This window comes from Chryseobacterium sp. Bi04 (genome assembly GCF_918698085.1).
Lineage (GTDB): Bacteria > Bacteroidota > Bacteroidia > Flavobacteriales > Weeksellaceae > Chryseobacterium.
This window is the reverse complement of the sequence record NZ_CAKKLP010000015.1, coordinates 19,162-45,636: the sequence shown is the minus strand read 5'-3', so window position 1 is coordinate 45,636 and position 26,475 is coordinate 19,162. Positions and strand designations below refer to the sequence as shown.

The 26,475-nt window shown below is 31.8% G+C and carries 25 protein-coding genes; 21 read left to right on the top strand and 4 right to left on the bottom strand.

Annotation, left to right across the window (positions count from 1 at the left end; translation table 11 throughout):
• The first annotated feature begins 13 nt into the window (after window positions 1-13).
• From LQV47_RS19105 to LQV47_RS19005, 21 genes are all read left to right on the top strand, one after another.
• Window positions 14-832 (top strand): polysaccharide biosynthesis/export family protein, encoded by an 819-nt coding sequence (locus LQV47_RS19105; protein WP_230040436.1) that lies wholly within the window; start codon window positions 14-16, stop codon window positions 830-832.
• Window positions 833-911: 79 nt separating this feature from the next.
• A complete protein-coding gene (locus LQV47_RS19100) occupies window positions 912-2,204 on the top strand; it encodes a nucleotide sugar dehydrogenase (RefSeq protein WP_230040434.1) in 1,293 nt (430 codons plus the stop codon).
• Between the two features lie 70 nt (window positions 2,205-2,274).
• Window positions 2,275-4,635 (top strand): tyrosine-protein kinase, encoded by a 2,361-nt coding sequence (locus tag LQV47_RS19095; RefSeq protein WP_230040426.1) that lies wholly within the window; start codon window positions 2,275-2,277, stop codon window positions 4,633-4,635.
• Between the two features lie 2 nt (window positions 4,636-4,637).
• Complete coding sequence (locus tag LQV47_RS19090; RefSeq protein ID WP_230040419.1) at window positions 4,638-5,042, top strand: FdtA/QdtA family cupin domain-containing protein; 405 nt, start codon at window positions 4,638-4,640, stop codon at window positions 5,040-5,042.
• Entirely contained in the window at window positions 5,032-5,451 is a 420-nt protein-coding gene (locus LQV47_RS19085) for an FdtA/QdtA family cupin domain-containing protein (protein WP_230040417.1), read from the top strand. The genes LQV47_RS19090 and LQV47_RS19085 overlap by 11 nt, the downstream gene beginning before the upstream one ends.
• On the top strand, window positions 5,444-5,905 hold the full coding sequence (locus tag LQV47_RS19080) for an acyltransferase (protein WP_230040415.1): 462 nt from the start codon (window positions 5,444-5,446) through the stop codon (window positions 5,903-5,905). The genes LQV47_RS19085 and LQV47_RS19080 overlap by 8 nt, the downstream gene beginning before the upstream one ends.
• The gene (locus LQV47_RS19075; protein ID WP_230040413.1) at window positions 5,905-7,005 is read left to right on the top strand and encodes a DegT/DnrJ/EryC1/StrS family aminotransferase; all 1,101 of its coding nucleotides are present in this window, start codon (window positions 5,905-5,907) and stop codon (window positions 7,003-7,005) included. Before LQV47_RS19080 ends, LQV47_RS19075 begins: the two co-directional genes overlap by 1 nt.
• Entirely contained in the window at window positions 7,005-8,285 is a 1,281-nt protein-coding gene (locus LQV47_RS19070) for an O-antigen translocase (protein WP_230040411.1), read from the top strand. Before LQV47_RS19075 ends, LQV47_RS19070 begins: the two co-directional genes overlap by 1 nt.
• The gene (locus LQV47_RS19065; RefSeq protein WP_230040409.1) at window positions 8,282-9,343 is read left to right on the top strand and encodes a glycosyltransferase family 4 protein; all 1,062 of its coding nucleotides are present in this window, start codon (window positions 8,282-8,284) and stop codon (window positions 9,341-9,343) included. Before LQV47_RS19070 ends, LQV47_RS19065 begins: the two co-directional genes overlap by 4 nt.
• An 11-nt stretch (window positions 9,344-9,354) precedes the next feature.
• Window positions 9,355-10,431: an EpsG family protein gene (locus tag LQV47_RS19060; protein WP_230040407.1), complete on the top strand. Its 1,077-nt coding sequence runs from the start codon at window positions 9,355-9,357 to the stop codon at window positions 10,429-10,431.
• On the top strand, window positions 10,428-11,324 hold the full coding sequence (locus tag LQV47_RS19055) for a glycosyltransferase family 2 protein (RefSeq protein ID WP_230040405.1): 897 nt from the start codon (window positions 10,428-10,430) through the stop codon (window positions 11,322-11,324). The genes LQV47_RS19060 and LQV47_RS19055 overlap by 4 nt, the downstream gene beginning before the upstream one ends.
• Before the next feature lie 12 nt (window positions 11,325-11,336).
• Window positions 11,337-12,584, top strand: coding sequence for a right-handed parallel beta-helix repeat-containing protein (locus LQV47_RS19050; protein ID WP_230040404.1), 1,248 nt, complete (start codon window positions 11,337-11,339; stop codon window positions 12,582-12,584).
• Window positions 12,581-13,666, top strand: a complete 1,086-nt coding sequence (locus LQV47_RS19045; protein WP_230040402.1) for a glycosyltransferase — start codon at window positions 12,581-12,583, stop codon at window positions 13,664-13,666. Before LQV47_RS19050 ends, LQV47_RS19045 begins: the two co-directional genes overlap by 4 nt.
• Complete coding sequence (locus LQV47_RS19040; RefSeq protein ID WP_230040400.1) at window positions 13,659-14,807, top strand: glycosyltransferase family 4 protein; 1,149 nt, start codon at window positions 13,659-13,661, stop codon at window positions 14,805-14,807. The genes LQV47_RS19045 and LQV47_RS19040 overlap by 8 nt, the downstream gene beginning before the upstream one ends.
• 1 nt (window position 14,808) lies before the next feature.
• Entirely contained in the window at window positions 14,809-15,705 is an 897-nt protein-coding gene (locus tag LQV47_RS19035; protein WP_230040399.1) for an NAD-dependent epimerase/dehydratase family protein, read from the top strand.
• Window positions 15,702-16,667, top strand: a complete 966-nt coding sequence (locus tag LQV47_RS19030) for a glycosyltransferase family 4 protein (protein WP_230040397.1) — start codon at window positions 15,702-15,704, stop codon at window positions 16,665-16,667. The genes LQV47_RS19035 and LQV47_RS19030 overlap by 4 nt, the downstream gene beginning before the upstream one ends.
• An 18-nt stretch (window positions 16,668-16,685) precedes the next feature.
• Window positions 16,686-17,231 carry a dTDP-4-dehydrorhamnose 3,5-epimerase gene (gene rfbC, locus LQV47_RS19025; RefSeq protein WP_230040394.1) on the top strand — a complete coding sequence of 182 codons (546 nt, stop codon included), beginning with the start codon at window positions 16,686-16,688 and terminating at the stop codon, window positions 17,229-17,231.
• Between the two features lie 95 nt (window positions 17,232-17,326).
• A complete protein-coding gene (rimO, locus tag LQV47_RS19020) occupies window positions 17,327-18,628 on the top strand; it encodes a 30S ribosomal protein S12 methylthiotransferase RimO (protein ID WP_230040392.1) in 1,302 nt (433 codons plus the stop codon).
• 383 nt (window positions 18,629-19,011) lie between these two features.
• Complete coding sequence (locus LQV47_RS19015; protein WP_230040384.1) at window positions 19,012-19,689, top strand: hypothetical protein; 678 nt, start codon at window positions 19,012-19,014, stop codon at window positions 19,687-19,689.
• A 33-nt stretch (window positions 19,690-19,722) separates the two neighbouring features.
• Window positions 19,723-20,433, top strand: coding sequence for a hypothetical protein (locus LQV47_RS19010; RefSeq protein ID WP_230040383.1), 711 nt, complete (start codon window positions 19,723-19,725; stop codon window positions 20,431-20,433).
• A gap of 942 nt (window positions 20,434-21,375) precedes the next feature.
• Window positions 21,376-21,747: a septal ring lytic transglycosylase RlpA family protein gene (locus LQV47_RS19005; RefSeq protein WP_230040381.1), complete on the top strand. Its 372-nt coding sequence runs from the start codon at window positions 21,376-21,378 to the stop codon at window positions 21,745-21,747.
• A 67-nt stretch (window positions 21,748-21,814) separates the two neighbouring features.
• Here LQV47_RS19005 and LQV47_RS19000 read toward each other — a convergent pair whose 3' ends face one another.
• The 4 genes from LQV47_RS19000 to LQV47_RS18985 all read right to left on the bottom strand — a co-directional run bounded on the left by LQV47_RS19000 (window position 21,815) and on the right by LQV47_RS18985 (window position 26,286).
• Complete coding sequence (locus tag LQV47_RS19000) at window positions 21,815-22,579, bottom strand: exodeoxyribonuclease III (protein ID WP_230040379.1); 765 nt, start codon at window positions 22,577-22,579, stop codon at window positions 21,815-21,817.
• On the bottom strand, window positions 22,579-22,869 hold the full coding sequence (locus LQV47_RS18995; protein WP_230040377.1) for a YciI family protein: 291 nt from the start codon (window positions 22,867-22,869) through the stop codon (window positions 22,579-22,581). Before LQV47_RS18995 ends, LQV47_RS19000 begins: the two co-directional genes overlap by 1 nt.
• Before the next feature lie 99 nt (window positions 22,870-22,968).
• The gene (locus tag LQV47_RS18990; protein WP_230040375.1) at window positions 22,969-24,513 is read right to left on the bottom strand and encodes a bifunctional response regulator/alkaline phosphatase family protein; all 1,545 of its coding nucleotides are present in this window, start codon (window positions 24,511-24,513) and stop codon (window positions 22,969-22,971) included.
• A 132-nt stretch (window positions 24,514-24,645) separates the two neighbouring features.
• A complete protein-coding gene (locus LQV47_RS18985) occupies window positions 24,646-26,286 on the bottom strand; it encodes a S41 family peptidase (protein ID WP_230040373.1) in 1,641 nt (546 codons plus the stop codon).
• Window positions 26,287-26,475: the final 189 nt, after the last annotated feature.

Genomic DNA, 26,475 nt, shown 5'->3' with positions numbered 1-26,475 from the left:
ACAATTTTAAAATATGAAAAGTAAAATATTAGGGATATTTTTTGTATTCTTATTAATATCATGTAAGGTAAAGGAAAATGCCCAGAATGATTTAAATTATATGCAGAATATAGAGAATGTTGCAGTAGAATCCTCTGCTAAAAATTCTAATTCTACTATACAGACTGGTGATCAATTAGTAGTTTTGATCACTGCAAAAGATATGGATGTAGTAAAACCATTCAATCAAAATTATTCTTCTTCTGAAATGATCCAGACAAATAGTCTAGCAGGAGGAAATACTCCTAACCAGGGGATGACAACCATTTCTGGACCCACATATATTGTAGACAGTGAAGGGAATATAGATTTTCCTGTTCTTGGTAAGATTGATACAAAAGGTAAATCACTTGTAGAATTTAAAAATGAAATTAAAGATAAAGTAAGTCAATATGTTATTAATCCGACAATAAGTGTCAGACTTGCAAATTTTAAAATAACAGTTTTAGGTGAGGTTAATAAACAAGGAGACTATACCATATCTAACGGGCAGGCTACTATCCTCAATGCCCTGGGGCTTGCAGGAGATTTAACGATGTATGGTAAAAGGACGGATATCTTAGTAATAAGAACTGAAAACGGAACGGTTACGCATGGTAAAATCAATTTACAGGATGCTAATCTTATTAATTCTCCATATTTTAACCTGAAGCAAGGAGATGCTATTATTGTTCCATCAAATAAAGCAAGAGATTTAGCCTCTAAGCAAAACCCTAATACAGCAATTTATCTGACTGCAGCTTCTGTTGTAGTTACTGCTCTTGCTGTAGTAGTTGGTTTATTTAAAAAGTAAGAGTATATATTTAAAATGCAATTTTATTTAGATTGTATTATAAATGTAAGGTAGGCTCTTCTAATAAAATCACAAAGAAATGAAATCATATAAAATAGCTGTTATTGGACAAGGATATGTAGGATTACCTTTGTCTTTAGAGTTTGCAGGTCATTATCCGGTGTTGGGTTTTGACATTAATGCAGACAGAATTAACCAGCTTAATAATGGCTACGATATAACCCTGGAAGCAGATATCCATAAGCTTAATGAAGGCTTACACTCTTATAAAGAATCTGGCGGAAGCATAGGTTATAATGGTACAAGTGAACTGAATGAAATTTTAGACTGTAACATTTTTATAGTAACTGTACCCACTCCGATTGACAAATATAATGCTCCCGACTTAAATCCATTGCTGACAGCATCAAAAATGTTAGGAGGGATTATTAAAAAAGGAGATATTGTAATATTTGAATCTACCGTTTTTCCCGGTTGTACAGAGGAAGAATGTGTTCCGATACTAGAACTGTATTCTCAGTTAAAACTCAATGAAGATTTTTTTGTAGGCTATTCTCCGGAAAGAATTAATCCAGGAGATAAAATAAACACGTTAACAAGTGTAAAGAAAGTAACCTCCGGGTCTACTGTTGAAATTGCAGACGAAATAGATCATTTATATAAAAAAATCATTACAGCAGGTACCCATAAAGCACCTAGCATAAAGGTTGCTGAAGCATCTAAAGCCATTGAAAATGCCCAAAGGGATGTGAATATTTCTTTTGTTAATGAGTTAGCCCTCATCTTTGACAGAATGGGAATTGATACACATGATGTTCTTGAAGCTGCTGGTACAAAATATAATTTCTTACCATATAAACCGGGATTAGTAGGCGGACACTGTATTTCTGTAGATCCATATTATTTAGCTCATAAAGCAGAGCAATTGGGGTATCATCCTGATGTTATTTTATCCGGTCGAAGAGTAAACGATTCAATTGCAAAATTTATAGCGTCGAAAGTGGTAAAACTATTAATAGCAAAAAGTAAGATTATAAAAGGTTCACAAGCTTTAATTTTAGGGGTAACCTTTAAAGAAAATTGCCCCGATGTTAGAAATACCAAAGTAATTGATATTTATAATGAATTAATAGACTACGGAATTGGAGTTGACATTTTTGATCCATGGGTAAACAAATCAGAAGTGGAACATGAATATGGAATAAGTATTCTGGATCAACTTCCGGAAGATAAAAAATATGACTCTATTATCATTGCTGTATCCCATAAAGAATTTCTTACCTTAGATTTTGAAAAACTAAAGAAAAAAGATAGTGTTATCTTTGATACTAAAGCTTGTATTGATAGAAGTCTAGTAGATGCTAGACTATAATTAAAATAATAAAACTAATAAATATCTGTTGTTAATTGACAGAATAATTTGTAAAATTTAAAATTAAATAATGGATAATCCAGTTATTGAAGAATCAGAAAAAATTAATATTCAGGAAATAATCAAACCCTATTTAAGAAACTGGTTATGGTTTGTAATTATCCCTATAGTGTCTTTAATTATCAGTTATTTTTATTTAAAACTGACTACCCCGGTATTTAGTATTCAATCATCGGTACTTATTAAAGATGCTAAAAAAGCTCCTTCTGGTGGCGGAGATTTTGGCGTATTGCAGGACCTGTCAGTATTGGGGGGGATGGGAACCAACAGTATAGAGAATGAAATAGAAGTTTTTAAGTCTAAAAAGTTAATGCAGGAAGTTGTAAAACAATTAAGGTTACAAACTTCTGTTTACACAGAATATGGCTTAAAAGAAAAAGAACTTTACAAAAGTACATCTCCTATTATCATTGAAGTAGTTAATGAGAAACCTTTTACAAAAGGACCCAAAAAACCTATTTCAATAAAAATTTCCGGAAATAATATAACTTTAGATAGCGATGAATTACCTGAAGTTAAAACTCAGTTCAATAAAATTATAAATCTTCCTTATGCTAATATAATCATATTGAAAAATTCCCAGTTTAATAAATTAGAAGCTGGTGAAATGGGAGATATTTATATGACTTATTCAACGGTTGATGGTGCTGTCGATAATTTACAGAAAATATTAAATGTGAAATTAGTAAATAAAGATGCTACAGTAATTGGATTATCTCTGAATTATGCGAATGTATCTAAAGCTAAAGATATAGTAAACAAATTAGTAGAAGCTTATAATAATGAAGCTATTTCAGATAAAAATTCAGAATCTAAAAAGACAAAAGATTTTATAGATGACAGAATCAATATCATTTCAAATGAATTAGGACAGGTTGAAAATGAAAAGGAAAAATTCAAATCGAATAATCAGATTACTGATCTAGTTACAGAAGCTAAAATTAATCTTGAAGTTTCTGCAGAAGCAAGAGCAAAACAAATTGATCTTGAATCTCAGCTTGAACTGACCAATGCGTTGATTGATTTTATGGGTAGACAAAATAACAGTCAGGTTCTACCTACCAATATTGGTTTAAATAATACCACTGCTACCACTAATATTTCTGCATACAATCAGTTGGTATTGGAGAGAAACCGTTTATTAGAAAATGCAACTCCTCAAAACCCATTAATTATAGATCTTAACAAACAGATTTCGTCTTTAAAGGGCTCTGTAATGGAAAGTCTTATTAAAAACAGAACAGGGATTCAGTTAGCTAAAAATCAATATGAAGGAGAGCAGAACAAGATAAGCTCAAAAATTACGAAAATTCCTGCTCAGGAGAAGATGTTTAGGAGCATTGAGAGACAGCAGCAGATAAAGGAAAACTTGTATTTACTTCTATTACAGAAAAGAGAAGAGACTGCTATTTCTTTAGCTGTAACAGCCAGTAAAGCAAGAATAGTAGATTATGCTTATGCTTCACCTAAACCGGTTGCACCAAAAAAAATACTTATACTGCTAGGAGCATTGGTTTGTGGTTTTGCTATCCCTTTCCTTATTGTATATCTAAAAGAACTTCTTAATAATAAAGTGAAATCAAGAAGTGATCTAGAGAAACTTTCTAATGGTAAATCTGTAATAGGTGAAATCCCTGGTTTATTAAGAGGTCAGGATGAATTGGTAAAACTTAATGATCTTTCACCTTTGGCAGAGGCATTTAGAATTCTTATTACCAATATGAATTTTATGATTCCTAAAAAGAAAGATGCTAAAGTGATCTTCGTTACCTCAACGGTAAAGGGAGAAGGGAAAACTTTTGTTTCCGTTAATTTAGCACTTACTTTAGCTACTCCGAATAAAAAAGTTATTATTATTGGGTCTGATATTAGAAACCCACAGCTTCAGAGATATAATCCTGCTAGAAAAGGTTTGTTAGGTCTTACAGAATATTTGTACAGTGATAAAGTAAATATTAAGGAAGTTGTACACGTATCTACGTTCAATCCTTATTTGGATGTTATTTATTCTGGAAGTATTCCTCCAAATCCCACAGAACTTCTTACAAATGGACGTTATGAACATTTAATTGAAGAATTGAAAGACCAATATGATTATATTATTCTGGATACGGCTCCTTTAATGCTTGTTACAGATACATTCCTGATCGCTGATATGGCTGATGTTACTTTATATGTAACAAGATCAAGATATACAGAAAATGCATTAATTGATTTTGCAAATAAGAGTATCAGCAGCCAGAAAATTAAGAATGTAGGCTTTATATTAAATGATGTTGATAAAGATTACTTTGGATATGGTAATAAATATGGGTATGGATATCATGCTGAAGAGCAAAATTGGTTTACAAAACTAAAAAACAAATTTTAATTATGGATAAACCCGTTCTCATTACACTTCCTAAAATTGTTGATCCGAGGGGCAATTTGTCTTTTTTTGAACACCCCAATCAATTACCCTTTGAGATTTTAAGAACCTATTGGGTCTATGATGTGCCAGGAGGAGAAATAAGAGGAAGCCATGCGTTCAAAGAACAGCAGGAATTTATTATTGCACTTTCAGGAAGTTTTGATGTAATACTCCATAATGGTATAAAAGAAGAAAGATTTTCTTTAAACAGATCTTACTATGGTTTGTACATTCCCAAAATGTATTGGCGAAGATTAGAGAATTTTTCTACTAATTCATTAGCCCTTATTGTATCAGACAAGCTATATAATAATGAAGATTATATTAGAGATTTTGAAGAGTTTAAAATATTAGTCAATGGAAAGTAAGGCTTCAGTATTTGATTGCAGTGTAATTGATTTGGGAAAAATCAATTTTGCAGAAGGGAATCTAACAGTTGTTGAGAACGACTCATCATTTCCCTTTAATATAAAGAGAGTATTTTATCTTTATGATATTGCTGGTGGTGAAAGCCGTGGAGCACATGCCCATAAAGAATGCCACCAATTCCTCATTGCGGCAAGTGGAAGTTTTGAAGTTTCCTTAGATGATGGAAAATTCAAAAGACAGGTCTTTCTTAATCGTCCTGATATAGGATTACATATTCCTCCGGGAGTATGGGCTTCAGAAGTTAACTTTTCTTCGGGTGCAATTTGTTTAGTATTAGCCTCTCATTCGTTTAATGAAAAGGACTATATTAGAAATTATCAAGATTTTTTAAACTATATCAATGAATAGAATTCATTCTTTATCTGATGTTCAGACAACTAATATTGGGATAGACACATTCGTTTGGCAGTTTAGTATTATTCTAAAAAACGCAGTCATTGGAAATAATTGCAATATCAATTGTCATGTTTTCATTGAAAATGATGTAATTATAGGTGATAATGTAACCATAAAACCTGGAGTACAGATTTGGGATGGATTGCGAATAGAAGATAACGTATTTATTGGACCTAATGTAACATTTACCAATGATAGGTATCCACGATCTAAGAAATATCCTGAAGAATTTCAGCAGACAATTGTTAAGAAGGGAGCAAGTATTGGCGCAAATGCTACCATTTTGGGAGGAATTACCATTGGAACAAATGCTTTAATTGGAGCAGGGAGTGTGGTGACTAAAGATGTGCCAGCTAATGAATTATGGGTAGGTAATCCCGCTAAAAAGATTAAAAACATAGAATAATGATTAAATTTCTTGATTTACAAAAGATCAATCTTCAGTATCAAAACGAAATAGAAGCAAAGCTTCTGGAAGTTTTCAGATCAGGTTGGTACCTTATGGGTGGTGAACTTTCTAATTTTGAAAAAAATCTTTCCCAATATATAGGCTCAAAACATGCAATTGGTGTTGCTAATGGTTTAGATGCCTTACGCCTTATTCTTCGTGGCTATATTGAATTGGGTATAATGAAGAAAGGAGATGAAATCTTAGTTCCTTCTAATACTTATATTGCCTCTATCCTTGCCATCTCAGATAATGGCCTGGTTCCTATTTTAGTGGAACCGGAGATCAATACTTATAATATTGATATTTCTAAAATTGAAGAAAAAATTACCCCTAAAACGAAAGGAATCCTTATTGTACACCTTCAGGGAAGAGTTGTATTTTCTGAAGAGCTTAAGAAAATAGGGGAAAAGCATAATCTTAAAATTATTGAAGATAACGCTCAAGCTATCGGCGCGGAATGGAAGGGTATAAAAGCTGGAAACCTTGGGGATTCTGCAGGTTTTAGTTTTTATCCGGGTAAAAATCTTGGAGCTTTGGGAGATGCTGGGGCTGTGACAACCAATGATGATGATTTGGCAAAAGCGATCAGAGCTTTAGCAAATTATGGTTCAAATCAGAAATATGTTAATATATACCAAGGATTAAATTCGAGACTTGATGAAATTCAAGCTGCCGTATTGGATGTAAAACTAAAGTATATAGATAATGAAAATGAGGTAAGAAGACATATTGCCAAAAGATTGATAGGCGAAATTAAAAATTCCAGTATTATACTTCCTGAATATCCTGCAGATGAGAATGAGCATGTATGGCATGTTTTTGTAATCAGAACAGGGAAAAGAGATGAGCTACAGACTTATCTTACAGAAAATGGAATACAAACTATCATTCATTATCCTATTCCACCTCATAAACAAGAAGCTTACAAGGAATGGAATGATTTGTCATTTCCAATTACGGAAAGAATACATAATGAAGTTTTGAGCTTGCCTATTTCGCCAGTGATGAGTGAGAAAGAAGTTTCTGATGTAATCTCTATTATTAACCGGTTTTAATGATTTCGAAAATAAAGAAAGTACTAACAAGTGATCTTGTAAAAGTTTTCTCATTTACAGGGCTTTCTACATTAATCAAATTGATTACCAGTTACATTACTGTAAAAGTTGTAGCTAGTGTAATAGGTCCTGCTGGTGTTGCATTAGTAGGGCAGTTGCAAAATTTTACAGCAATATTTACGACAATAGGAGCTGGTGGAATCAATAATGGTATTGTAAAATATGTTTCAGAATATAAAGAGAATGAATCAGAACTAAAAAAATATCTTAAAAATGGTTTTAAATTAACCACTTTTTTTTCATTAATATCTGGACTGTTTTTAATCATTTTTTCCATATATCTTAGCAAATGGATTTTGTTTGAGACAAAATACTATTACCTCTTTATCCTTTTCGGGGTGAGTTTGGTTTTATTATCTTTTAACAATTTTTTCTTATCAGTGCTTAATGGTTTCAAAGAGTTTAAGATCTTTGTTACAATTAATATCTTTACAAATATTGTTAGCTTACTATTTACAATTATATTAGCTTGGTTTTATGATTTGCAAGGAACTTTAGTAGCTTTAGTCACCTACCAAGGCATTATTTTTTTTATCACTCTCTTTTATTTAAAAGAAAAAAAATGGTTTTCGAAAGAATTATGGGGTAGTTGGGATAAGACTATCATTAAGAAATACCTTTCTTTCAGTTTGATGGCGCTTGTAACTGCAATGACGGGTCCTGTGTCACAATTGTTGATAAGAGGCTATATTATTAAAGAATTTTCGATAACAGAAGCAGGTTTTTGGGAAGGAATCAACAGGATTTCTGCAATGTATCTTATGTTTGTTACGACATCTTTTAGTGTTTATTATTTGCCAAAATTATCTGAGATAAAAGATAATAAACTGTTGAAACAAGAAATCCTTAAAACCTATAAAATCATAACTCCACTAATATTTGTAACTTTATTGTTCATTTATTTCTTAAAAGATATGGTAATAAATATACTTTTTACAAAGGAATTTTATCCAATGAAAGAACTATTTTTATGGCAATTGATTGGAGATTTTTTCAAAATTATGAGCTGGTTGTTAGCTTTTGTAATGGTGGCAAAATCCATGACAAAAACCTATATCACAACCGAAATAGTGTTTTCTGTCTTGTTGGTTGTTTTGTCTTATTATTTCATTAATCAAAACGGAGTTGTTGGAGCAACTCAATCATATTGTATCAATTATATTATATATTTTGTATCAATGATTTTTATATTTAAAAATAAGCTATTTAAAATTACATGAAGATAATTATTCCTATATATGCGTATGGTAAAGCGGGTGGTTTTAGAGTGCTTTCTCAATTGGCTAACCACTTTATAAAGGATGGGCACAAAGTCGTGTTTTTATCTCATAAAAGCAGTGATATTCCCTACTATCCAACCAAGGCTGAAGTTTTATATTATGACAATAATGGCAGCTTGTCTTCTACAAATCAGATGGAGTATAACACTCCTGTTTTAGGCATCTTTTCATTAAGAAGGATTTTGAAAAATGTGTTGGATAACATTACTTGTGATATAATTCTAGCCAATCATTCATTGACTGCACAACCTGTTGCAAAATGTATTAATAGTGCCAAAAAATTTTATTATATTCAGGCATATGAACCAGACTTTTTTAATCCACTTACATTAAAGAATAGAGTGCTTCAGTATGTTAGTAAACGGTCTTATGGATTGGGTCTCAATATGATTGTAAATTCTAAAATGTATTTTGATTTTAAGGAAATTAAGGCTGAAAAATATGTTCCACCTGGTCTGGATTTAAATATCTTTCGAGAAATAAAAAATAAAAAGAGCGAAAAGCTTGTTATAGGTACTATTGGTAGAAAAGAAAAACACAAAGGAACTGGCTATATTATAGAGGCTTTCAAAAACCTAAAAAATAAATATAATCTGGATATTGAATTGAATGTTGCTTTTGGTACAAAAGATTTAGAAAATATTGAAGGTATAATAACTAGCCAGCCTGATGGAGATGAAAATTTAGCCAATTTTTATAATTCTTTGGACGTATATATTTGTGCGCAGACAATACAGTTGGATGCTATCCATTACCCAATCCTAGAATCCATGGCATGTAAAGTTCCGGTTATAACCACAGGATATTATCCTTCATCAAACTCTAATGCATTTCTAATCCCTATAGAAGATGTGAATGCTATAGAAGAAATGATACTTAGTTTTTTAGAATATAGTAAAGAAGATATCATAAAGAAAACGGAAATTGCCTATCAAGATATTAAACAGTTTGATTGGACAAACGTATCGAGACAAATGCTAAGCTATTTTGAAAATTAAACTAATCTGCAGTGGACACATATTACCTGATACTTTTTGTTGCATTTTTATTATGTTTTTTTGATTTCGTTTCTTATCGAGGTCCGAAACTTTTTGTTTATTGTATATTCTGTTTGATAGTAATCTTTTTGATAAGTTTTAGAAAAATAGGAAATGACAATGATAGCCAAATGTATGAAAGTATGTTTTATATTTATTCGAAATCTACTATAAACGAATTGATAGAGGGAGGATATGGGTACGTCGAAAAGGGTTATACTTTCTTAAACAAATTTATTGGAGAATTAGGAGGTACTTTTAGAAATGTATTAATGGTTATGGCAATTGCTACTGCTGCGGTCAATTATAGTTTTTTTGTTAAGAAGACGAATTTCATTTTTATTTCATTATTGGCATACTTATCATTTTTTCTCATATACAGAGATTTTACACAGATAAGATATGGTCTTTGTGCAGCATTTTGTTTTTGGTGTATTGATAATTTTATTGAAAAAAAATATGTGAGAAGCTTAGTGTTCTTTTTACTAGCATTTTCATTTCATAATTCAGCACTGATCCTATTGCCTGCATTACCCTTTTTAAAGTATTTCAAAAATAAAAAGGTTTTGATTCTGCTCCCTATTCCCTGCTTTATCTTAGGTAGTTTAGTCAATTTTTTTCCTTTGCTTCTTATTTATGGTTACAGTAACGCCCATATGGATGAATATTTGAAGGAAGAGGGAGGAGGAGGATACGCAATATCTATTTTCGGTTATTTTTTAATTTTAATTTATTATATTTTTGATAGATATTCAAAAAAAATAGTATTTACTGAGAATCAAAACTTTTATTTTAGAATTTTGGCTTTTAGTGTCTCTCTCAATTTACTTTTTGTTCAATCTGCTATTTTTCAAAGATTTACTTTTATTTTATTTCAGTGTTCTATTATAGTAATATCAATTTTATTATTTATGGCAAGAAAACATATTAAGAGAAAAGAAAATTTCTTCATTTTATATTTTTGTTTAAGTGTTTTTTACCTAATTTATGGGATAAGGATTATAAATCCTGAACTTATACGACCATATGAAATATCTTTTTCCGAATGATTGATATCCTTTTAGCCACATATAATGGTGAGAAATTTTTAAAAGAACAAATTGATTCACTTAAGAATCAATCTTATTCTGATTGGAGACTGTTAGTACATGATGATGGTTCGATCGACAAAACGATAGATATCATTAAAGAGTATCAAAGAAATGATCCGAGAATAATTCTAATTGAAGATGGCATAAAATTCGGAAATGCGGGCAAAAATTTTATGCATTTGTTGTCTTTTTCAACATCTGATTTTGTTATGTTTTGTGATCAGGATGACATTTGGATGCATGATAAAATAGAACTTCACTATAATGGAATAAAAGATAAAAAGACGCCCGCCATGATTTATTCAAATGGCTACATCTATAAAAATAATGTAAATATTCAGATTGAATTCATAACTTTCCATAGAAATAATATTCAAGATAGTATTTTCTTGAACGGTGGAATTCATGGTTGCTGTGTTATGATAAACAAATTGATGTTAGAAAAAATTAACCATATTTTTCCTGATTATGTATATATGCACGATCATTTTATTACCATCCTTTCTGTAACTTTTGGGGAAACGATTTATATAGACAAACCGCTTATGCTATATCGTCAACATGATAATAATGTGACGGGAAATATTGAAACTTCTTTTTTCCTAAGACTTAAAACTTTTTTAAATTACAATAATCCTATTATTGAAAAAAGGCACTATAATGCAAATAAAAGTTTTTATGAAACATACAAACTAATAATGGATGAAAAGAAGAGAAAACTTTTTAAAGATTATTTGAGATTTACGGAAGTTAATATTATTCAGCGTCTTAGAATAGTAGTCAGAAATTCTTTTAAAGTGATAAGTGTTAAAAATTTAGTATTGAAAACATTATTAAGAAAACCAATCTAATAACAATTTTGTATGAAAAAAGGTATTTTGATTCTTGCATTGTCTTTTTGTGGAATTTTGGGTTTCGCATCGGTTAAAGTCTTTCACGTAAGAGATTTTGGTGCAGTGTATAATGATAATAAAGATGATACTGAGGCTATTCAAAAATGTATAAATGAAGCAGTTAAATATTCAGATTCTAAGATAATTTTTGGATCTGGAGTGTACAATGTTAATAAGCAGTTGGCTATAGATTATACAAATAAATCTTTAGAAATCAGTAGTGAAATGATTAATGGTAAAATTGCCGAGATTCACTCTACTTCTCAGGAACATATCATTCATGCTAGAGGTTTTTTCACAAATCCATCAACAGGTACATTTAAATTAAATCAGATTAAAATTATCGGTAATAATATACCATACAGTTCCAAACATCCAAACATAAACAAGAAAGAATGGAAGGCGGCTCTGATAATTACTGATATGAGCAATGTATACATAGACAATGTGCAGATTGAAAACTTTTATGGGCAAGGAATCCATATCACAACAACGGACCCACTCAATTTGCCTTTGAATTCTAGATTTAAATTTGTGGAAATTACAAATTGTAAACTAATAGATGTTTGGGGTAGTAACCCTAAATTTGATGATTATGGTGATGCCATATATCTCGCAAATGTTGCAAACGGAATAGTGAAAAATAATTATATAGAAAACAAACTTCTACGTACAAATCAATTAGGCAGATGCGGAATAGTATTAGAATTTTTTTCCGAAAATATTCAAGTTTTAAATAATCAAATAGTAGAAGGTTATGATCGCCCTTTGCACATTGAGAATACATATGGTGGGCATTCTGTTAAAAATAATATTTTCAAAGGTTCAGATTTAGGCATTGTTATAGTAGAAAATTTTGAAAAACCTTATAAACCAACAATATTTTCTAAAAACAATATTTCAAATGTAAACCTTCTTAAGAATGTTAAATTTACTAAATCCTATGGAGAAGGAAGTTATGGAGACAGATCGTTTGTGTTTATTATAACAACAGGAAAGAGTAAAGAAAATTTGATTATTTTTCAGGATAATGAATTCATAGTGGACGATAATTATATTTATAATTCCAATTCTGTATTTAATATAAGGTCAAAAAATGTAGAATTACTTGGAAATACTTTCAAGAGCACCAGCATAAATAAAAATTATTCAATATTTAATTATGGTAAGAGTAAGCTAAGTAATAACAAGCTCCAAAATAATTTTGATATACGATGAGAATTCTTCAAGTGATTGACTGTTTGAGCATAGGAGGTGCTGAAAAAAATTTGGTAGAAATAGTTCCTTTACTAGTCGAGCGTGGTTTTGTAGTAGATGTTTTATTGCTGAACGGTAATAAAACTCCATTCTATTATCAGCTCGAAAAGTTAGGCATAACAAAAATATTTAGTTTGGGAGATTCTTATTACAATCCCAAATATATCTTTAAGATGATACCTTATTTGAAAAAATATGATTTGGTTCACGTTCATTTGTTTCCTGCTCAATATTTTGTTGTTTTAGCAAAAATTTTATCTTTTTCTAAGATTAAGTTATTATTTACTGAACATAGTACGGGGAATAAAAGACTAAATAATCCCAAACTCAGATTTGCTGAAAAATTTATAGATAAATATTATTCTAAAATTATATGCATTACCCCACAAGTTAAGAACATTTTAATAGAGAAGCTTCGGATTGATCATTCAAAACTACTTGTTATTGAAAATGGAGTTAATCTTGAAAAAATTAAAAATGCTATTAAATATGATAAATTAAATTTTGGATATAACCAGACAGATGTTCTGTTAATAATGGTTGCGGCTTTCAGAAATGAAAAAGATCAGGATACAGTTATTAAAACTATGCAAAAATTACCTGAAAACTACAAATTAATTTTGGTTGGAGAAGGAGCAAGAAAAGAACAATTAAAAATTTTGATGAATTCACTTCATTTACAAGAGCGAGTTAATTTTTTAGGCATTCGAGAAGATGTTTATTCATTATTAAAGATGTCGGATATAGCAATATTAAGCTCTCACTGGGAAGGATTTGGTTTAGCTGCCGTAGAGGCTATGGCAGCAGGAATACCTATAATAGGATCGAATGTTTCCGGATTAGCTGAGGTAATAGGAACCCCCGACTTGTTATTTGAGAGAGAGGATGAAGTTGATTTGGCAAAAAAAATTGAAAAATTAATTACTGATAAAATTCATTATTTAAAAATGCAAAAATATGCACTTGAACGTTCTAAGAATTATGATGTGCAAATAATGGTCTCCAATCACTATAGTCTTTATAAAAATCTTATAAATGAGTAACAAAAAAGTTCTACATATTATAACTGTTTCTTTTGTTATAAATCATTTTTTTGGAAAACAGTTTTCTTATCTCAAAGAAAAAACATCAAACCAATATTTCTTAGGTTGTAGCCCTTCTGATGAATTTTTTCAGCTCAGTGAATCGCTAAATTATACTCCATTTGCCGTCAATGTAACGCGGCGCATTAGTCCCATTACTGATTTAAAAGCAATATTTAAGATTTATAAATTCATAAAGGACAATAATATTGATACAGTTATAGGTCACACCCCAAAAGGTGGAATGGTTGCAATGATTGCCGCTTTTTTTGCAGGAGTCAATAACAGAGTATATTTTAGACATGGGATTATCTATGAAACAAGTAAAGGTCTCAAGAGGTTTCTGCTCAAAAATATTGACAGACTTTCAGGCACATTGGCGAAAAAAGTTGTTTGCGTAAGCAATTCTGTCAAAAAAATAAGCGAACACGATAAATTAAATAATCCATCTAAGAATATTATCTTAGGTTTAGGTACTTGTAACGGAATAGATACGGAAAATAAATTTAATCCGGAAAAACAAGATGAATACCTGATAAAAGATATTAGGAACCAGACTAAAATTACAGACAAAGATTTTGTAATAGGCTATGTTGGAAGATTGGTAAAAGATAAAGGGATTAATGAACTTATTGAAGCATGGAAAACCCTTAGAGAAGAATACGATCACATAAAGCTTCTTTTAGTGGGGCCAATTGAAGAAAGAGATTCAATTAGCGAAGAATCAAAAAGGATGATTGAAAATGACCTTCGTATTATCAATACAGGATTTGTATTAAATGCAGCTCCATATTTCAAGTTAATGGATGTTTTTGTACTACCTACCTATCGTGAAGGATTTCCCACTGTTTCTTTGGAGGCATCATCTATGAATTTGCCAGTTTTGATAACTAAAGCTACAGGATGTACTGAATCAATTATTGAAAATAAAACAGGTGTTTTTATTAAAAATAATGCGGAAGATATTAGAGGAAAAATTGAATTTTATATTGAAAATCCCGAAATGAAGCAACTTCATGGAGATAACGGTAGAAGTTTTGTGAGAGAAAACTTTGAAGAAACAAAAGTTTGGGATATAATACATACAAAATTAGGCTATTAAAATGAACATACTTATCACAGGGATCTCCGGATTTGTCGGACAAAACTTATCTGAATATTTAGAAAAACAAAATTTTGTTGCTTTAGGTCTTTCCCTTAGAAGCAGTTACGTTTTTAATATTGATGCTGATGCAATAATCCATCTTGCGGGAAAAGCTCATGATACTGCAAATACTTCTGCTGAGGAAGAATATTTTAAGGTAAACAGAGATTTAACAATTCAACTTTTTGATGAATTTTTAGATTCAAATATCAAAGATTTTATTTATTTCAGCAGTGTAAAAGCAACAGCAGATACCGTTGATGGAATTTTGGATGAAGGGCATGTATCCGACCCTAAGACGTCTTATGGAAAATCTAAGCTTTTGGCTGAAGAATATTTATTATCAAAAACCCTTCCCGAAGGAAAGAGGTTTTTTATTATCCGTCCATGCATGATCCATGGTCCTGGAAATAAAGGAAATCTGAATCTCCTGTATAAAGTGGTAGAAAAGGGTGTTCCGTGGCCGTTAGCAGCTTTTGACAATAAACGTTCATTTTTGAGTATTGACAATTTAAACTTTTTAATACACGAAATACTTAAAAATAAAGATATTCCCTCCGGAATTTATAATTTTGCTGACGATGAAAGTATCTCTACAAATGATTTGATAGAAATTATAGGGAAGGCTTCAGGGAGAAAAAGCAAGTTGTGGAGGCTGCCTTCCGGAATGATTTCTTCAGCAGCAAAATTAGGTGATGCTTTAAAATTACCTTTAAATTCTGAAAGATTGAAAAAGCTAACGGAAAGTTATCAGGTTTCAAATGAAAAAATTAAAAATGCTTTACATATAAAAAAACTTCCTGTATCCGCAGAAGAAGGCCTTTTTAAAACAATAAAAAGCTTTAAAAACACATGATGGAATATATAATTATAATAATTGTCTTATTTATTGTAATGCTGTTGTATTTTAAAATAGCTGATAAATATAATATTATTGACAAACCCAACCACAGGAGCGCCCATACACAGATTACCTTAAGAGGCGGAGGAATTATCTTTCCTGTTGCATTTATTATTTTTGGGTCGTTTAACCCCAGCTTGGTAATAGAGGAGTATTGGTCTTTTGGATTGGGTCTGCTTGCCATATGTACAATAAGTTTTATTGATGATGTTAGAACATTATCTAATAAAATAAGGCTGTCTGTTCATCTTATTTCAGTTATTTTGCTGTTATATTTTACCGGAGCCTTTGCCTTAATGCCTTTCTGGGTCTGGCCTATATTATTTGTTGTGATCATAGGGACACTCAATGCCTATAACTTTATGGATGGTATTAATGGAATGACAGGGATCTACAGTTTGGTTACCCTGGGGTCTCTGGCATATATCAACAGAGAGGTTATTCAGTTTACAGACCATGATTTTATTTATTATCCCATATTGGCATGTCTTGTTTTTTTGTTTTTTAATTTCAGAAAAAAAGCAAAATGTTTTGCCGGTGATGTAGGAAGTATGGGGATTGGCTTTTGGGTAATTGGGCTCATTACATTGCTGATTATGAGAACAGGTGAATATAAATACATCTTACTTTTAGCCATCTACGGAATGGAAGTAGTACTTACCATTATTGAAAGAATAGTATTAAAAGAAAATATTTTCGAGGCCCATAGAAGGCATTTATATCAGCTTTTCGCCAATGAGGAAAAAGTCTCTCATTTAGTTATCAGCAGTGTTTACGCTCTAGTACAATTATTCATAAATATATTTTTAATACATTCGCACTTGCCAATTTGGGCTATTGTATTAATTGTTTTTATTCCTGCAGGTGGTGTATATCTGGGATTAAAATTGAGCTTAAAAAAGAAATACAGTTTATAAAAAAATTAAAACCTAAATATGAAAATAAAAGAAACTTCCTTAAAAGATTGCTACGTAATAGAACCTACTATTTTCGAAGATGAGAGAGGTTACTTTTTTGAAAAGTATAACGAGAAAAGATTTGAAGAGTTGACGGGAATGAACGGTCATTTTGTACAGGACAATATTTCGAAGTCTTCTTATGGTGTATTGAGAGGATTGCATCTTCAAAAAGGGGAACATGCACAGGCAAAGTTGGTATCTTGTCTTGAAGGAAGAGTTTTTGATGTTGCTGTGGACCTTCGTAGAGATTCTCCTACTTTTGGCCAGTGGTATGGTGTTGAGCTTACTCCCGAAAATAAATTGCAACTCTATGTACCAAGAGGATTTGGACATGGCTTCTCTGTATTAAGTGAAACGGCTGTTTTTTCATATAAATGCGATAACTTTTATAATAAAGAATCAGAAGGAAGTGTTATCTGGAATGATTCTGAATTGAATATAGACTGGAAGTTACCGTTGGATGTAGTTCAGCTTTCAGATAAAGATAGAATCCTGCCTACGTTTGCTGAAGGAAACTTTTAAATAAGATATTGAAAACCACTTTTCTAAAGTGGTTTTTATTTTTTAATTTTTTACTCTTCAATATTTTGTATCTTTGCACACTCAAAATCAAAAAGATGCGCACAAAATCTGTAGGGAAGAAGAAAATCAATGTAGTTACTCTTGGATGCTCCAAGAATGTATATGATTCTGAAGTTTTAATGAGCCAATTGAAAGCAAATGGCAAAGAGGTGGTTCACGAAGACCGTGGTGATATTGTAGTCATTAACACCTGTGGATTCATAGATAATGCCAAAGAAGAATCTATCAATACAATTCTTGATTATGTAGAAGCTAAAAACAGAGGAGAAGTGGAGAAAGTATTCGTTACAGGGTGTCTTTCTGAAAGGTACAAGCCGGATTTGATAAGAGAAATTCCAGATGTAGACCAATATTTTGGAACAAGAGACCTTCCTATTCTCTTAAAGCATCTTGGAGCAGATTATAAACACGAATTAGTTGGAGAAAGGTTGACAACCACTCCTAAACATTATGCTTACCTTAAAATCTCAGAAGGCTGTGACAGACCTTGTTCATTCTGTGCTATTCCTTTGATGAGAGGTGGACATATTTCAACACCTATCGAAAAATTAGTTACTGAAGCTCAGAAACTGGCTAAAAAAGGAACAAAAGAATTGATTCTTATTGCTCAGGATCTTACCTATTATGGATTAGATCTGTACAAAAGACGTGCACTTGGAGATCTTTTAAAAGAATTGGTAAAAGTAGAGGGAATAGAATGGATTCGTCTTCACTATGCTTTCCCAAGTGGATTTCCTGAAGATGTTCTGGATATCATCCGTGAAGAACCGAAAGTATGTAATTATATCGATATTCCCCTTCAGCATATCAATTCAGATCTTTTGAAATCTATGAAGAGAGGAACTACCCATGAAAAAACAGATGCGCTTTTAGCAAAATTCAGAGAGAAAGTTCCGGATATGGCTATTAGAACGACTTTAATTGTAGGATATCCAGGCGAAACCCAAGAGAGGTTCCAGGAACTTAAAGACTGGGTAAGAGAACAAAAATTTGATAGATTAGGATGCTTTACCTATTCACATGAAGAAAATACAACGGCCCATGTATTGGAAGATGATATTCCACAGGAAGTAAAAGAGGCAAGGGTAGAAGAAATCATGGAATTGCAGTCACAAATTTCATGGGAAAAAAATCAGGAAAAAATAGGTAAAACCTTTACATGTGTCTTTGACCGTAAAGAAGGAAATTACTTTATCGGAAGAACAGAATATGACTCTCCGGATGTAGATAACACAGTTTTGGTTTCAGCTGAAGAAACCTATATCTCTATAGGAGAATTTGCAGAAGTGAAGATTACCTCAGCTGAAGAATTTGACCTATACGGAGAATTGGTGTAATCATTTTTATTTAGTCTTGATTATCAGCAGTATTGAATTTGACTTTCAGACCTGAAATAAAAATATATTAATGAAAATTAACATAAATATTCTGTTTCTGTTAATTTTTATATTGTTGGTTTTCAATTGTTTGCACTTTTGCGATATTAAGATTTTTTAATTTTATTTTATAAAGTATACAAATTAAAAAATTATGTCTTAAATTTGCGCCATAAGCAATATTTTTAAATATATACTCTTAATAAGTTATTTGTTTGAAATATTGTTTAAATTGACTATAATGTACTATCTTTGTCTATATTAACTAGGAAGAATCACAAGTTGGGATTCGTTTCTTTTAAAAATACTGATGAAAATAATGTAATTAAAATCTTTAAAAACTTATGAAAAAATTTTTATTCACAGCAACTATGCTTGTTTGCCTTTCGGCACTTTCCAAGGCTCAGCAAGGGCGCGTGGGGATTAACACAACCACACCTGCCGCAACTTTAGATGTAGTAGCTAATACTACTGACAATGCAAGACCTGATGCTTTATTGGTCCCTCGTTTAACTGAAGATCAGCTGGCAGCTAAAAATAATGCTTATACTGCTGATCAGAACGGTGCGCTTACTTATATTACTGCTGTTGATGGTACAACTACCACTAAAACAGCAAATGTGACTGCCGTTGGATTCTATTATTATGATTCTGTATCTTCTACATGGAAACCTGTAGGAGGAGGAGGAAATTCTACTCCAAACTTCCAAGTTCAGAAGGGTAGACTTCATGCAACACCTACTGCTATTGCATGGGCTGCTGATGATTATTCAATCGTTGCAACTTCAATGGGTGGAAGTAGTCTGTTAAAATTACCGGATGCTACAACACTTCCTTTAAACTCGGTTAGATGTGTATCTGCTAACGGACCCGGAAATATTGGATGGGATGTTACTGCTATAGCTGGACCTACTAGACCTATAGGCGGTTATCCTTCTACAATTACTTCTGCCGGATCTTTCTGTTTTATTACAGTTGACCAGGCTGGTGTAAAGGTATGGGGTATACTTTCAGGTAGATAATAGAATTTAATTGTAACTTTTAACTTTAAGCAAATGAAAAAAATAATATTAGCACTTTTTGTGACAGCAGGTACATATGCAAGTGCACAGGTTTTATCCAACGGGGCTATCACTAACCAATTCCCAAATGAGAACATCTTCTTAGATGGTTCTACAAATAATAACTCAACTGTTAATGATGGAAAAGGATTATTATTCCCATCAACAGATTTAACACAGTTTACTTTTAAAACAGCTAGTTTAGATGGAATCAACTTCCCGTCAGCTTATGATGGTATGGTAGTTTACAATACGGCTACCGGTAATACTGTTACTGGTAACGGAGTAGTAACTGCTGTAACTCCTGGTTTCTACTATTTCTCTAACCCAGGTCAGTCTACAGATGTTGCTCCGGGTAAATGGTTGCCATTAGGAGGATCTAATGCTAATGCAGGTAAAGTGAATATCCTTACAACAGAAACTATAACTAATACTTCAGTAAATAACAAGCAGGTATATGCTGTTAAAGGTGCATTTACTACATTAGGTACTTCTACAGCAGTAAATATTCCTGCTCCTGCAGGGATGACCGCTATGTATGGAATCACGATCTATAAAGCTGGAACAAATACGGTATATGACAGAAGTTTATATTCTTATACGGTAGCTACTTCTGCTGGAAATGCTATTACAGGATCTCCTAGTATGTCTGTAGTTTATCCGGCTGATACATATGAGTATGTATTAGAGTATTTGAAAAACTAAAAATTAATTTAATTACATATAAAACCAATGAGTCTTCTCATTGGTTTTTTTAATTATAGCAGTAGGTAAATGAATTGCGCAGACAGGTTATAAACATCTTAAAAGACTATCTTTAGGATTAAAGCCTGAGACTAGGAAAATTCAGCTGATTAAATACGCATATTTTAAATTGACCAGAGTTTGAGAAGAAAAATATAAAATAACAGGGTATTCTTTCTAACTTTTGATAGTAATATTATTTTTGAATATAAAGAGTTTAAGAAGGAACCTGTTTATACTTTTTTTTTTAACCGCAAATCGAAGATTCAATAGTCAAGAGTCACAAGTTTCTTTAATAAAACTGTGAAAATAATCTCATGTAAGTTTTAAAAAATCAATTTTTTTTTTGATTAAGTGTACTTTTATTTTTAAACAGTTTAAACTTAAAATAAAACTAAAGTGTTTATAAGTTTTCATTCAGCTTTTGCGACTAAATTTTTAATTAGTTTAAACGGGTTTAAGTATTGATATATAAGAATGAATAATGGGTTTAAAATTTTTTGAGGTTTATTTTTGTTGTTAAAATGACTTTGAAAGGAGGAGCCTTATAAGAGGAAACAGCCTTTATTACAAATTTTTTCTTTTCTCTTTAATCTTAAAACTTTTGTTTCCTTACAACAAATTTTAAAAGTAAACTGAATATTGGCTATTTTTCAATGTGTTGATTTTCAATATTTTAACTTTATCCTTTTTTGTGATTACGCATGGATTAGTTAATTATATTAACTTTTAGACTATTTTTTTAACACTTTTTAACAGTGTGTCCTAAAATGCCTATCCATAGGAGCTTACAAGGTTGTTTAACATAGGTTTTTGTTTTCATTAACATATTTTAACATTCCGACTGTGGACTTTAAAAGATTCCTGATACATTTGCCCAGTCAAAACCAATAAAAGTTCAACATGATGAAAAGATTCATTCTCGTAATCATAATGATGATTTCAACCTTAGGTGTTTATTCGTTTACGAGTAATGCCTTAGATGCGAAAAAAACAAGTTATGCATCGTACTACCACGATAAATTTAACGGTAGAAAAACCGCTAGCGGTGAAATCTTTGATAACTCAAAGTTTACTGCAGCAAACAGAACGCTTCCATTTGGAACAAACGTTAAGGTAACGAACCTTAAAAATGGTAAAGAGGTAATAGTGAGAATTAATGACAGAGGGCCTTACCATTCATCAAGATCTTTAGATATGTCTAAAGCTGCGTTCGATGAGATCGGAAATATCAGTCATGGTACCATTCCGGTTGAATATGAAATTGTCGATTAAATTTATGATTTAAATTAAAAAAGCCAGCTGTTTAAGCTGGCTTTTTGTATGATCATACTAGCGCTTATCAGATATCTAATTCCAATAAAGCAGGACAATGATCAGAATGTACCGCCTCTTTTAAAATTACAGCTCTATTAAGCTTGTCTTTTAAACTATATGAAGTAAAGTTATAATCTAATCTCCATCCTTTATTATTTGCCCGGGAATTCTGTCGGTAGCTCCACCAGGTATAATTGTCAGGATCACCGTTGAAAAACCTGAAACTGTCAATCAGTTCACATTCATTGATGAAATTGGTCATCCATTCTCTTTCCATAGGAAGAAACCCTGAAACATTTTTTAAGCGGATCGGATCATGTATATCGATAGCTTCATGGCAAATATTGAAATCACCCGATATAATAAGATTGGGAATTTCTTTTTTAAGATTTTTGATGTATTCTAAAAAGTCGTGACAGAACTGCATCTTAAAATCTAATCTTTCAATATTGGAAGCCGAAGGAACATATACTGAAATAGCTGAAAACCCGTCAAAATCTGCGCGGATGATTCTGCCTTCGTTATCATAGCTTTCAATACCACAACCATACTCTACATGGTTAGGCTTTATTTTTGAAGCTATACCAACCCCACTATAGCCTTTTCTTACTGCTGAATGCCAGTAACTGTGATATCCTGATTTTTCAAGACTCTCGATATCTATCTGATCGTTTCCGGCTTTACTTTCCTGGATACAGATAATATCGGGATCAGCGACCTTCAGCCAGCCTAAAAAATCTTTCGTGAATGCGGCCCTGATTCCATTGACGTTGTATGTAATTAATCTCATTAGTCTTTTATAAAGAATTTAAAGTTTTCATTGTATTTTGAAGGAATAAACTCGATGATCTCATAATCTGCTATCTGATGAATATAAAAAGGATCTTCGCTGATGGTCTTTTCCGCTTCATGTTTAGAGGAGATATCGGCAATAATGATACCTCCGGTTCTTGGCTCCTTTCTTCCTGAAGTGATGAATACTCCGGAGTCATAATACTTTTGAAGAAAGAGATTATGTTCAGGAATATAACGTTCTACATTTTCAAGAGGCATTTTGTAGGTAAGCGAAATAATAAACATGCTGTATTTTTTACGAAGATATAAACTCTTTCAGACTATAAAAAAAGAAGCGGAAAAAATCAATTGATTTTTTCCGCTTTATATTCAAAAATGAAAATACTACTTAGGTTCTAGAACACTGATTGGAATAATACACTCTTCAAGTGAAATTCCTCCATGCTGGTAAGTCTCTTTATAGTAATTTACAAAATGATTGTAATTTTTAGGATAAGCAAGGAATATATTGTTTTTAGCAAAAATATACTTTGAACTTAGGTTTCCTTTCGGTAAGAAAAGCTTTTCAGGATTAGTAATTGCCCATACATCACTGCTGTCATACGTTAAGCTCTTTCCTGTTTTATAACGGATATTGGTGGAGGTTTCCCTGTCGCCAACAACCTTGCTTGGTTTTTTTACATATACCGTTCCGTGATCGGTGGTAATAACCAGTTTATATCCGCTTTCTGCTGCTGCCTTAATGATCTTCAGTAGTGAAGAGTTTTCAAACCAGTTGAAAGTAAGAGAACGGAAAGTCTTATCATCACGGATAAGCTGGTCTACAATATGGTTGTCTGTTTTAGCATGAGAAAGAATATCAATAAAGTTATAAACAATAACTAAAAGGTCATTGTTTTTATGCTGATTGAAGTCATCATAGATTTTTCTTTCAAAATCAGCATTCAATACTTTAAGATATTTCATAGACTTAGAACCAAGGCCGATTCTTTTCATCTGATCTTCAAGGAAATCACGCTCAAACTCATTCTTATTACCTTCCTCATTGTCATTGAACCACTTGTCCGGGAAACGTTTCTCAATTTCTGACGGCATAAGACCTGCAAAAAAAGAATTTCTTGCATACTGTGTAGCAGTAGGTAGAATACTGTAATAATAATCTTCAGAAATTTTATTGTAGTATTTTGTGAATAATGGTTCTACAACTTTCCATTGGTCATAACGAAGATTATCAACCATCAAAAGAAGTACTTTTTCTTTTTCTACTTCCGGTTTTACTTTTTCTTTGAAAAGGGTATGGCTCATCAGAGGTTTATCTGAGTCAACAAGCCAGTCTTCATAATTTTTTTCAATAAATTTTGCAAATTGAATATTAGCCTCTTCTTTCTGCGACTGCAGAAGATCAGCAAATTCATTATCTGCTACTTTATCAAATTTAATCTCCCAGCTAAGAATCTTCTTATAATATTCTGCCCATTCCTGATACGTTCTCAGATAGGAAAGTTCCATAGAAAGGTTTCTGAACTCCTGTTGATACTGCAGAATTGTTTTCTGCTCCACAAGATTGTCCTCCTGAAGGTTTTTCTTTAATGAAAGCAAAATCTGGTTAGGATTCACAGGTTTTAAGATGTAATCGGCAATCTGAGATCCGATAGCTTCTTCCATGATGTGTTCTTCTTCACTTTTAGTTACCATAACTATTTTCAGGGAATTGTCTTTTTCCTTGATCATAGGAATAGCTTCCAGTCCGGAAATACCGGGCATATTTTCATCAATTAATGTTAATGCAAATTTCTCTGAATCCATAAGCTCCAATGCCTCGTTCACATTATTAACGGGGGTTACCTGGTAGCCCTTTTTTTCTAAAAATACGATATGAGGTTTAAGTAAATCTATTTCATCATCTATCCATAATATCTTTTCTGACATAATTTATTTTTTACATGATTATTCTATCAAAATGTTGACCAATTCCGTTTAAAATCTCACAAAATGAGCAGATTAAAAGTTAAATATTAGTTAAATGAAAACGATGGTCAAAATTGTCTGTTTTCATTTCATTTATTCTTTGGTTTCTATATAGCGCAAAGCCCTCTGTAATACCTCATCAATTCCCTTTTTTATGCCCTCTGCGGTGGGTTTTACTATAATATCGGGAATGATGCCGATTCTTTGTGTTTCTCTGCCATCAGGATAATATGCGCCAAGCCCGGTAAAACAGGTGTCGAGGTCAGCAATCTTAAATCTGATAATATCTCCGTTAGCTCCGGAAGTATTGCTCCCTATTACTTTAGCGTTTGGATGCTGCTTAAACATCATGGTAGTTGTTTCTGCCTGGCTTTGAGTATCTTCGTTCACCAAAACAACTACATTGCCTTTATAATAATTCTTATTTTTTCTTCCGATACTGTTTTTTCTACTGTAAAACTTGCCCGGATAATTGGTTTCGGGAAAATTAAATTGATAATAAACAGCCGGTTTTGGAAGTAAAAGGTGGCTTAAGGGTATAATGGTCTGCCTGGGATAATTTCTAAGATCAAAAATAATAGATCCGGCAGATTCCAGGTTTTTGTACATCTCATCCAGATCTTCCCTTTCAATAATTCCCATATTAACGTAACCAATACTTTTTTTATTATCTATGAATGCCCATTTTTGGGGAACTGCAGTTGTTTCATAGACGAGATCTTTTACAAAATATGTTTTTGCTGTAATCGGTAAATTTTGTCCGTCTCTTTCAATCTTTACAGAAATTGAATCTTTATTGCTGAAAAGGAAGAGGTTTTTTACTTTTTTTATTTTTCCCCACGAATTGGAAGCGGGAATAAATTTTCCAAGATCATTGACCATTTGAGGAATGGTTTTACCATTAATATCATAAATCACATCTCCCACATGTAAAGGTGTTTCTTCATGGAATCGGGTAGTATTTACTTTGGTAATCACCAGCTTGCCCTCTGCATATGAATACTCTACAGGTATTTTTCTATTCCCGAACTGATGAAGACTAATTAAAGTTGAAAACAAAAATGCATGTGAGTCATCTGTTTTTGTTACCAGTTCGGCTAAGGCCAGGTGATAATTTTCATCATTATTTACATGAAGGAATGTTGGAATCATTTCAGATAAAACATCACTCCAGCTTTGATCTGTTTCATATTTATAAGGAAAAAAATACTCCACATAATTCCAGTATCTGAAAAGTTCCAATAATCCAATTTCTTTGGAAGTAAATTTTGAACCATAAGAATTTTCATTTCTGAAATATACTTTTCTTCCTCCTTTTCCGAAATAATGGTTGGTACCTGTATTCCGGTTATCTTCTATATTATGAAGTTTTTGGGCTGTTTTTTCATTGAATATATTAGAATTGTCTATCCATTTCAGGTCAAAATTATTCAGAAAATAAATATTGTCACTTTCTTTTAAACATGATTTACATTCATCTATTTTTCCAAGACTTTCAATCCAGTTAGAATATAAAAGGTTGAGTTCTTGTTTATCATGAATCTTTTCAAGTTCATTGATCTTAAGAAAAAGCTGCTGATCCCAATCCAATTTTCCTTTTGCCACATTGGGATGGTAGTATTTTAAAAATCCCCAAACCCGGCATAATGATTCCAGTTTTTGGTTTTCTGATAGAACCTGGGCGGAAAAGTGTAAACTTAAAAAAATAAAAAAGAAAAGTGAGAGTTTTCTCATTAAAGGTTATCGTGTTTTCATTCAAAGATAGATCTTTAATATTACAGTTACAAAAGATTTTTTTAAAATAAATGGGTCTTTGAAAATCTGAGGAACATTAAAAATTCCTGTATGAAGTTAATAGTAAAAGTAGGTGGCATTACTGTGTAAATGAGGTCTTAATAGTAAATTAATGAGTCCTAAAATTTA

Excerpts from the sequence above, each read along its gene's own strand:
- LQV47_RS19105 (WP_230040436.1), top strand. The coding sequence starts at position 14 with ATGAAAAGTAAAATATTAGGGATATTTTTTGTATTCTTATTAATATCA.
- LQV47_RS19100 (WP_230040434.1), top strand. The coding sequence starts at position 912 with ATGAAATCATATAAAATAGCTGTTATTGGACAAGGATATGTAGGATTA.
- LQV47_RS19095 (WP_230040426.1), top strand. The coding sequence starts at position 2,275 with ATGGATAATCCAGTTATTGAAGAATCAGAAAAAATTAATATTCAGGAA.
- LQV47_RS19090 (WP_230040419.1), top strand. The coding sequence starts at position 4,638 with ATGGATAAACCCGTTCTCATTACACTTCCTAAAATTGTTGATCCGAGG.
- LQV47_RS19085 (WP_230040417.1), top strand. The coding sequence starts at position 5,032 with ATGGAAAGTAAGGCTTCAGTATTTGATTGCAGTGTAATTGATTTGGGA.
- LQV47_RS19080 (WP_230040415.1), top strand. The coding sequence starts at position 5,444 with ATGAATAGAATTCATTCTTTATCTGATGTTCAGACAACTAATATTGGG.
- LQV47_RS19075 (WP_230040413.1), top strand. The coding sequence starts at position 5,905 with ATGATTAAATTTCTTGATTTACAAAAGATCAATCTTCAGTATCAAAAC.
- LQV47_RS19070 (WP_230040411.1), top strand. The coding sequence starts at position 7,005 with ATGATTTCGAAAATAAAGAAAGTACTAACAAGTGATCTTGTAAAAGTT.
- LQV47_RS19065 (WP_230040409.1), top strand. The coding sequence starts at position 8,282 with ATGAAGATAATTATTCCTATATATGCGTATGGTAAAGCGGGTGGTTTT.
- LQV47_RS19055 (WP_230040405.1), top strand. The coding sequence starts at position 10,428 with ATGATTGATATCCTTTTAGCCACATATAATGGTGAGAAATTTTTAAAA.
- LQV47_RS19050 (WP_230040404.1), top strand. The coding sequence starts at position 11,337 with ATGAAAAAAGGTATTTTGATTCTTGCATTGTCTTTTTGTGGAATTTTG.
- LQV47_RS19045 (WP_230040402.1), top strand. The coding sequence starts at position 12,581 with ATGAGAATTCTTCAAGTGATTGACTGTTTGAGCATAGGAGGTGCTGAA.
- LQV47_RS19040 (WP_230040400.1), top strand. The coding sequence starts at position 13,659 with ATGAGTAACAAAAAAGTTCTACATATTATAACTGTTTCTTTTGTTATA.
- LQV47_RS19035 (WP_230040399.1), top strand. The coding sequence starts at position 14,809 with ATGAACATACTTATCACAGGGATCTCCGGATTTGTCGGACAAAACTTA.
- LQV47_RS19030 (WP_230040397.1), top strand. The coding sequence starts at position 15,702 with ATGATGGAATATATAATTATAATAATTGTCTTATTTATTGTAATGCTG.
- rfbC (WP_230040394.1), top strand. The coding sequence starts at position 16,686 with ATGAAAATAAAAGAAACTTCCTTAAAAGATTGCTACGTAATAGAACCT.
- rimO (WP_230040392.1), top strand. The coding sequence starts at position 17,327 with ATGCGCACAAAATCTGTAGGGAAGAAGAAAATCAATGTAGTTACTCTT.
- LQV47_RS19015 (WP_230040384.1), top strand. The coding sequence starts at position 19,012 with ATGAAAAAATTTTTATTCACAGCAACTATGCTTGTTTGCCTTTCGGCA.
- LQV47_RS19010 (WP_230040383.1), top strand. The coding sequence starts at position 19,723 with ATGAAAAAAATAATATTAGCACTTTTTGTGACAGCAGGTACATATGCA.
- LQV47_RS19005 (WP_230040381.1), top strand. The coding sequence starts at position 21,376 with ATGATGAAAAGATTCATTCTCGTAATCATAATGATGATTTCAACCTTA.
- LQV47_RS19000 (WP_230040379.1), bottom strand. The coding sequence starts at position 22,579 with ATGAGATTAATTACATACAACGTCAATGGAATCAGGGCCGCATTCACG.
- LQV47_RS18995 (WP_230040377.1), bottom strand. The coding sequence starts at position 22,869 with ATGTTTATTATTTCGCTTACCTACAAAATGCCTCTTGAAAATGTAGAA.
- LQV47_RS18990 (WP_230040375.1), bottom strand. The coding sequence starts at position 24,513 with ATGTCAGAAAAGATATTATGGATAGATGATGAAATAGATTTACTTAAA.
- LQV47_RS18985 (WP_230040373.1), bottom strand. The coding sequence starts at position 26,286 with ATGAGAAAACTCTCACTTTTCTTTTTTATTTTTTTAAGTTTACACTTT.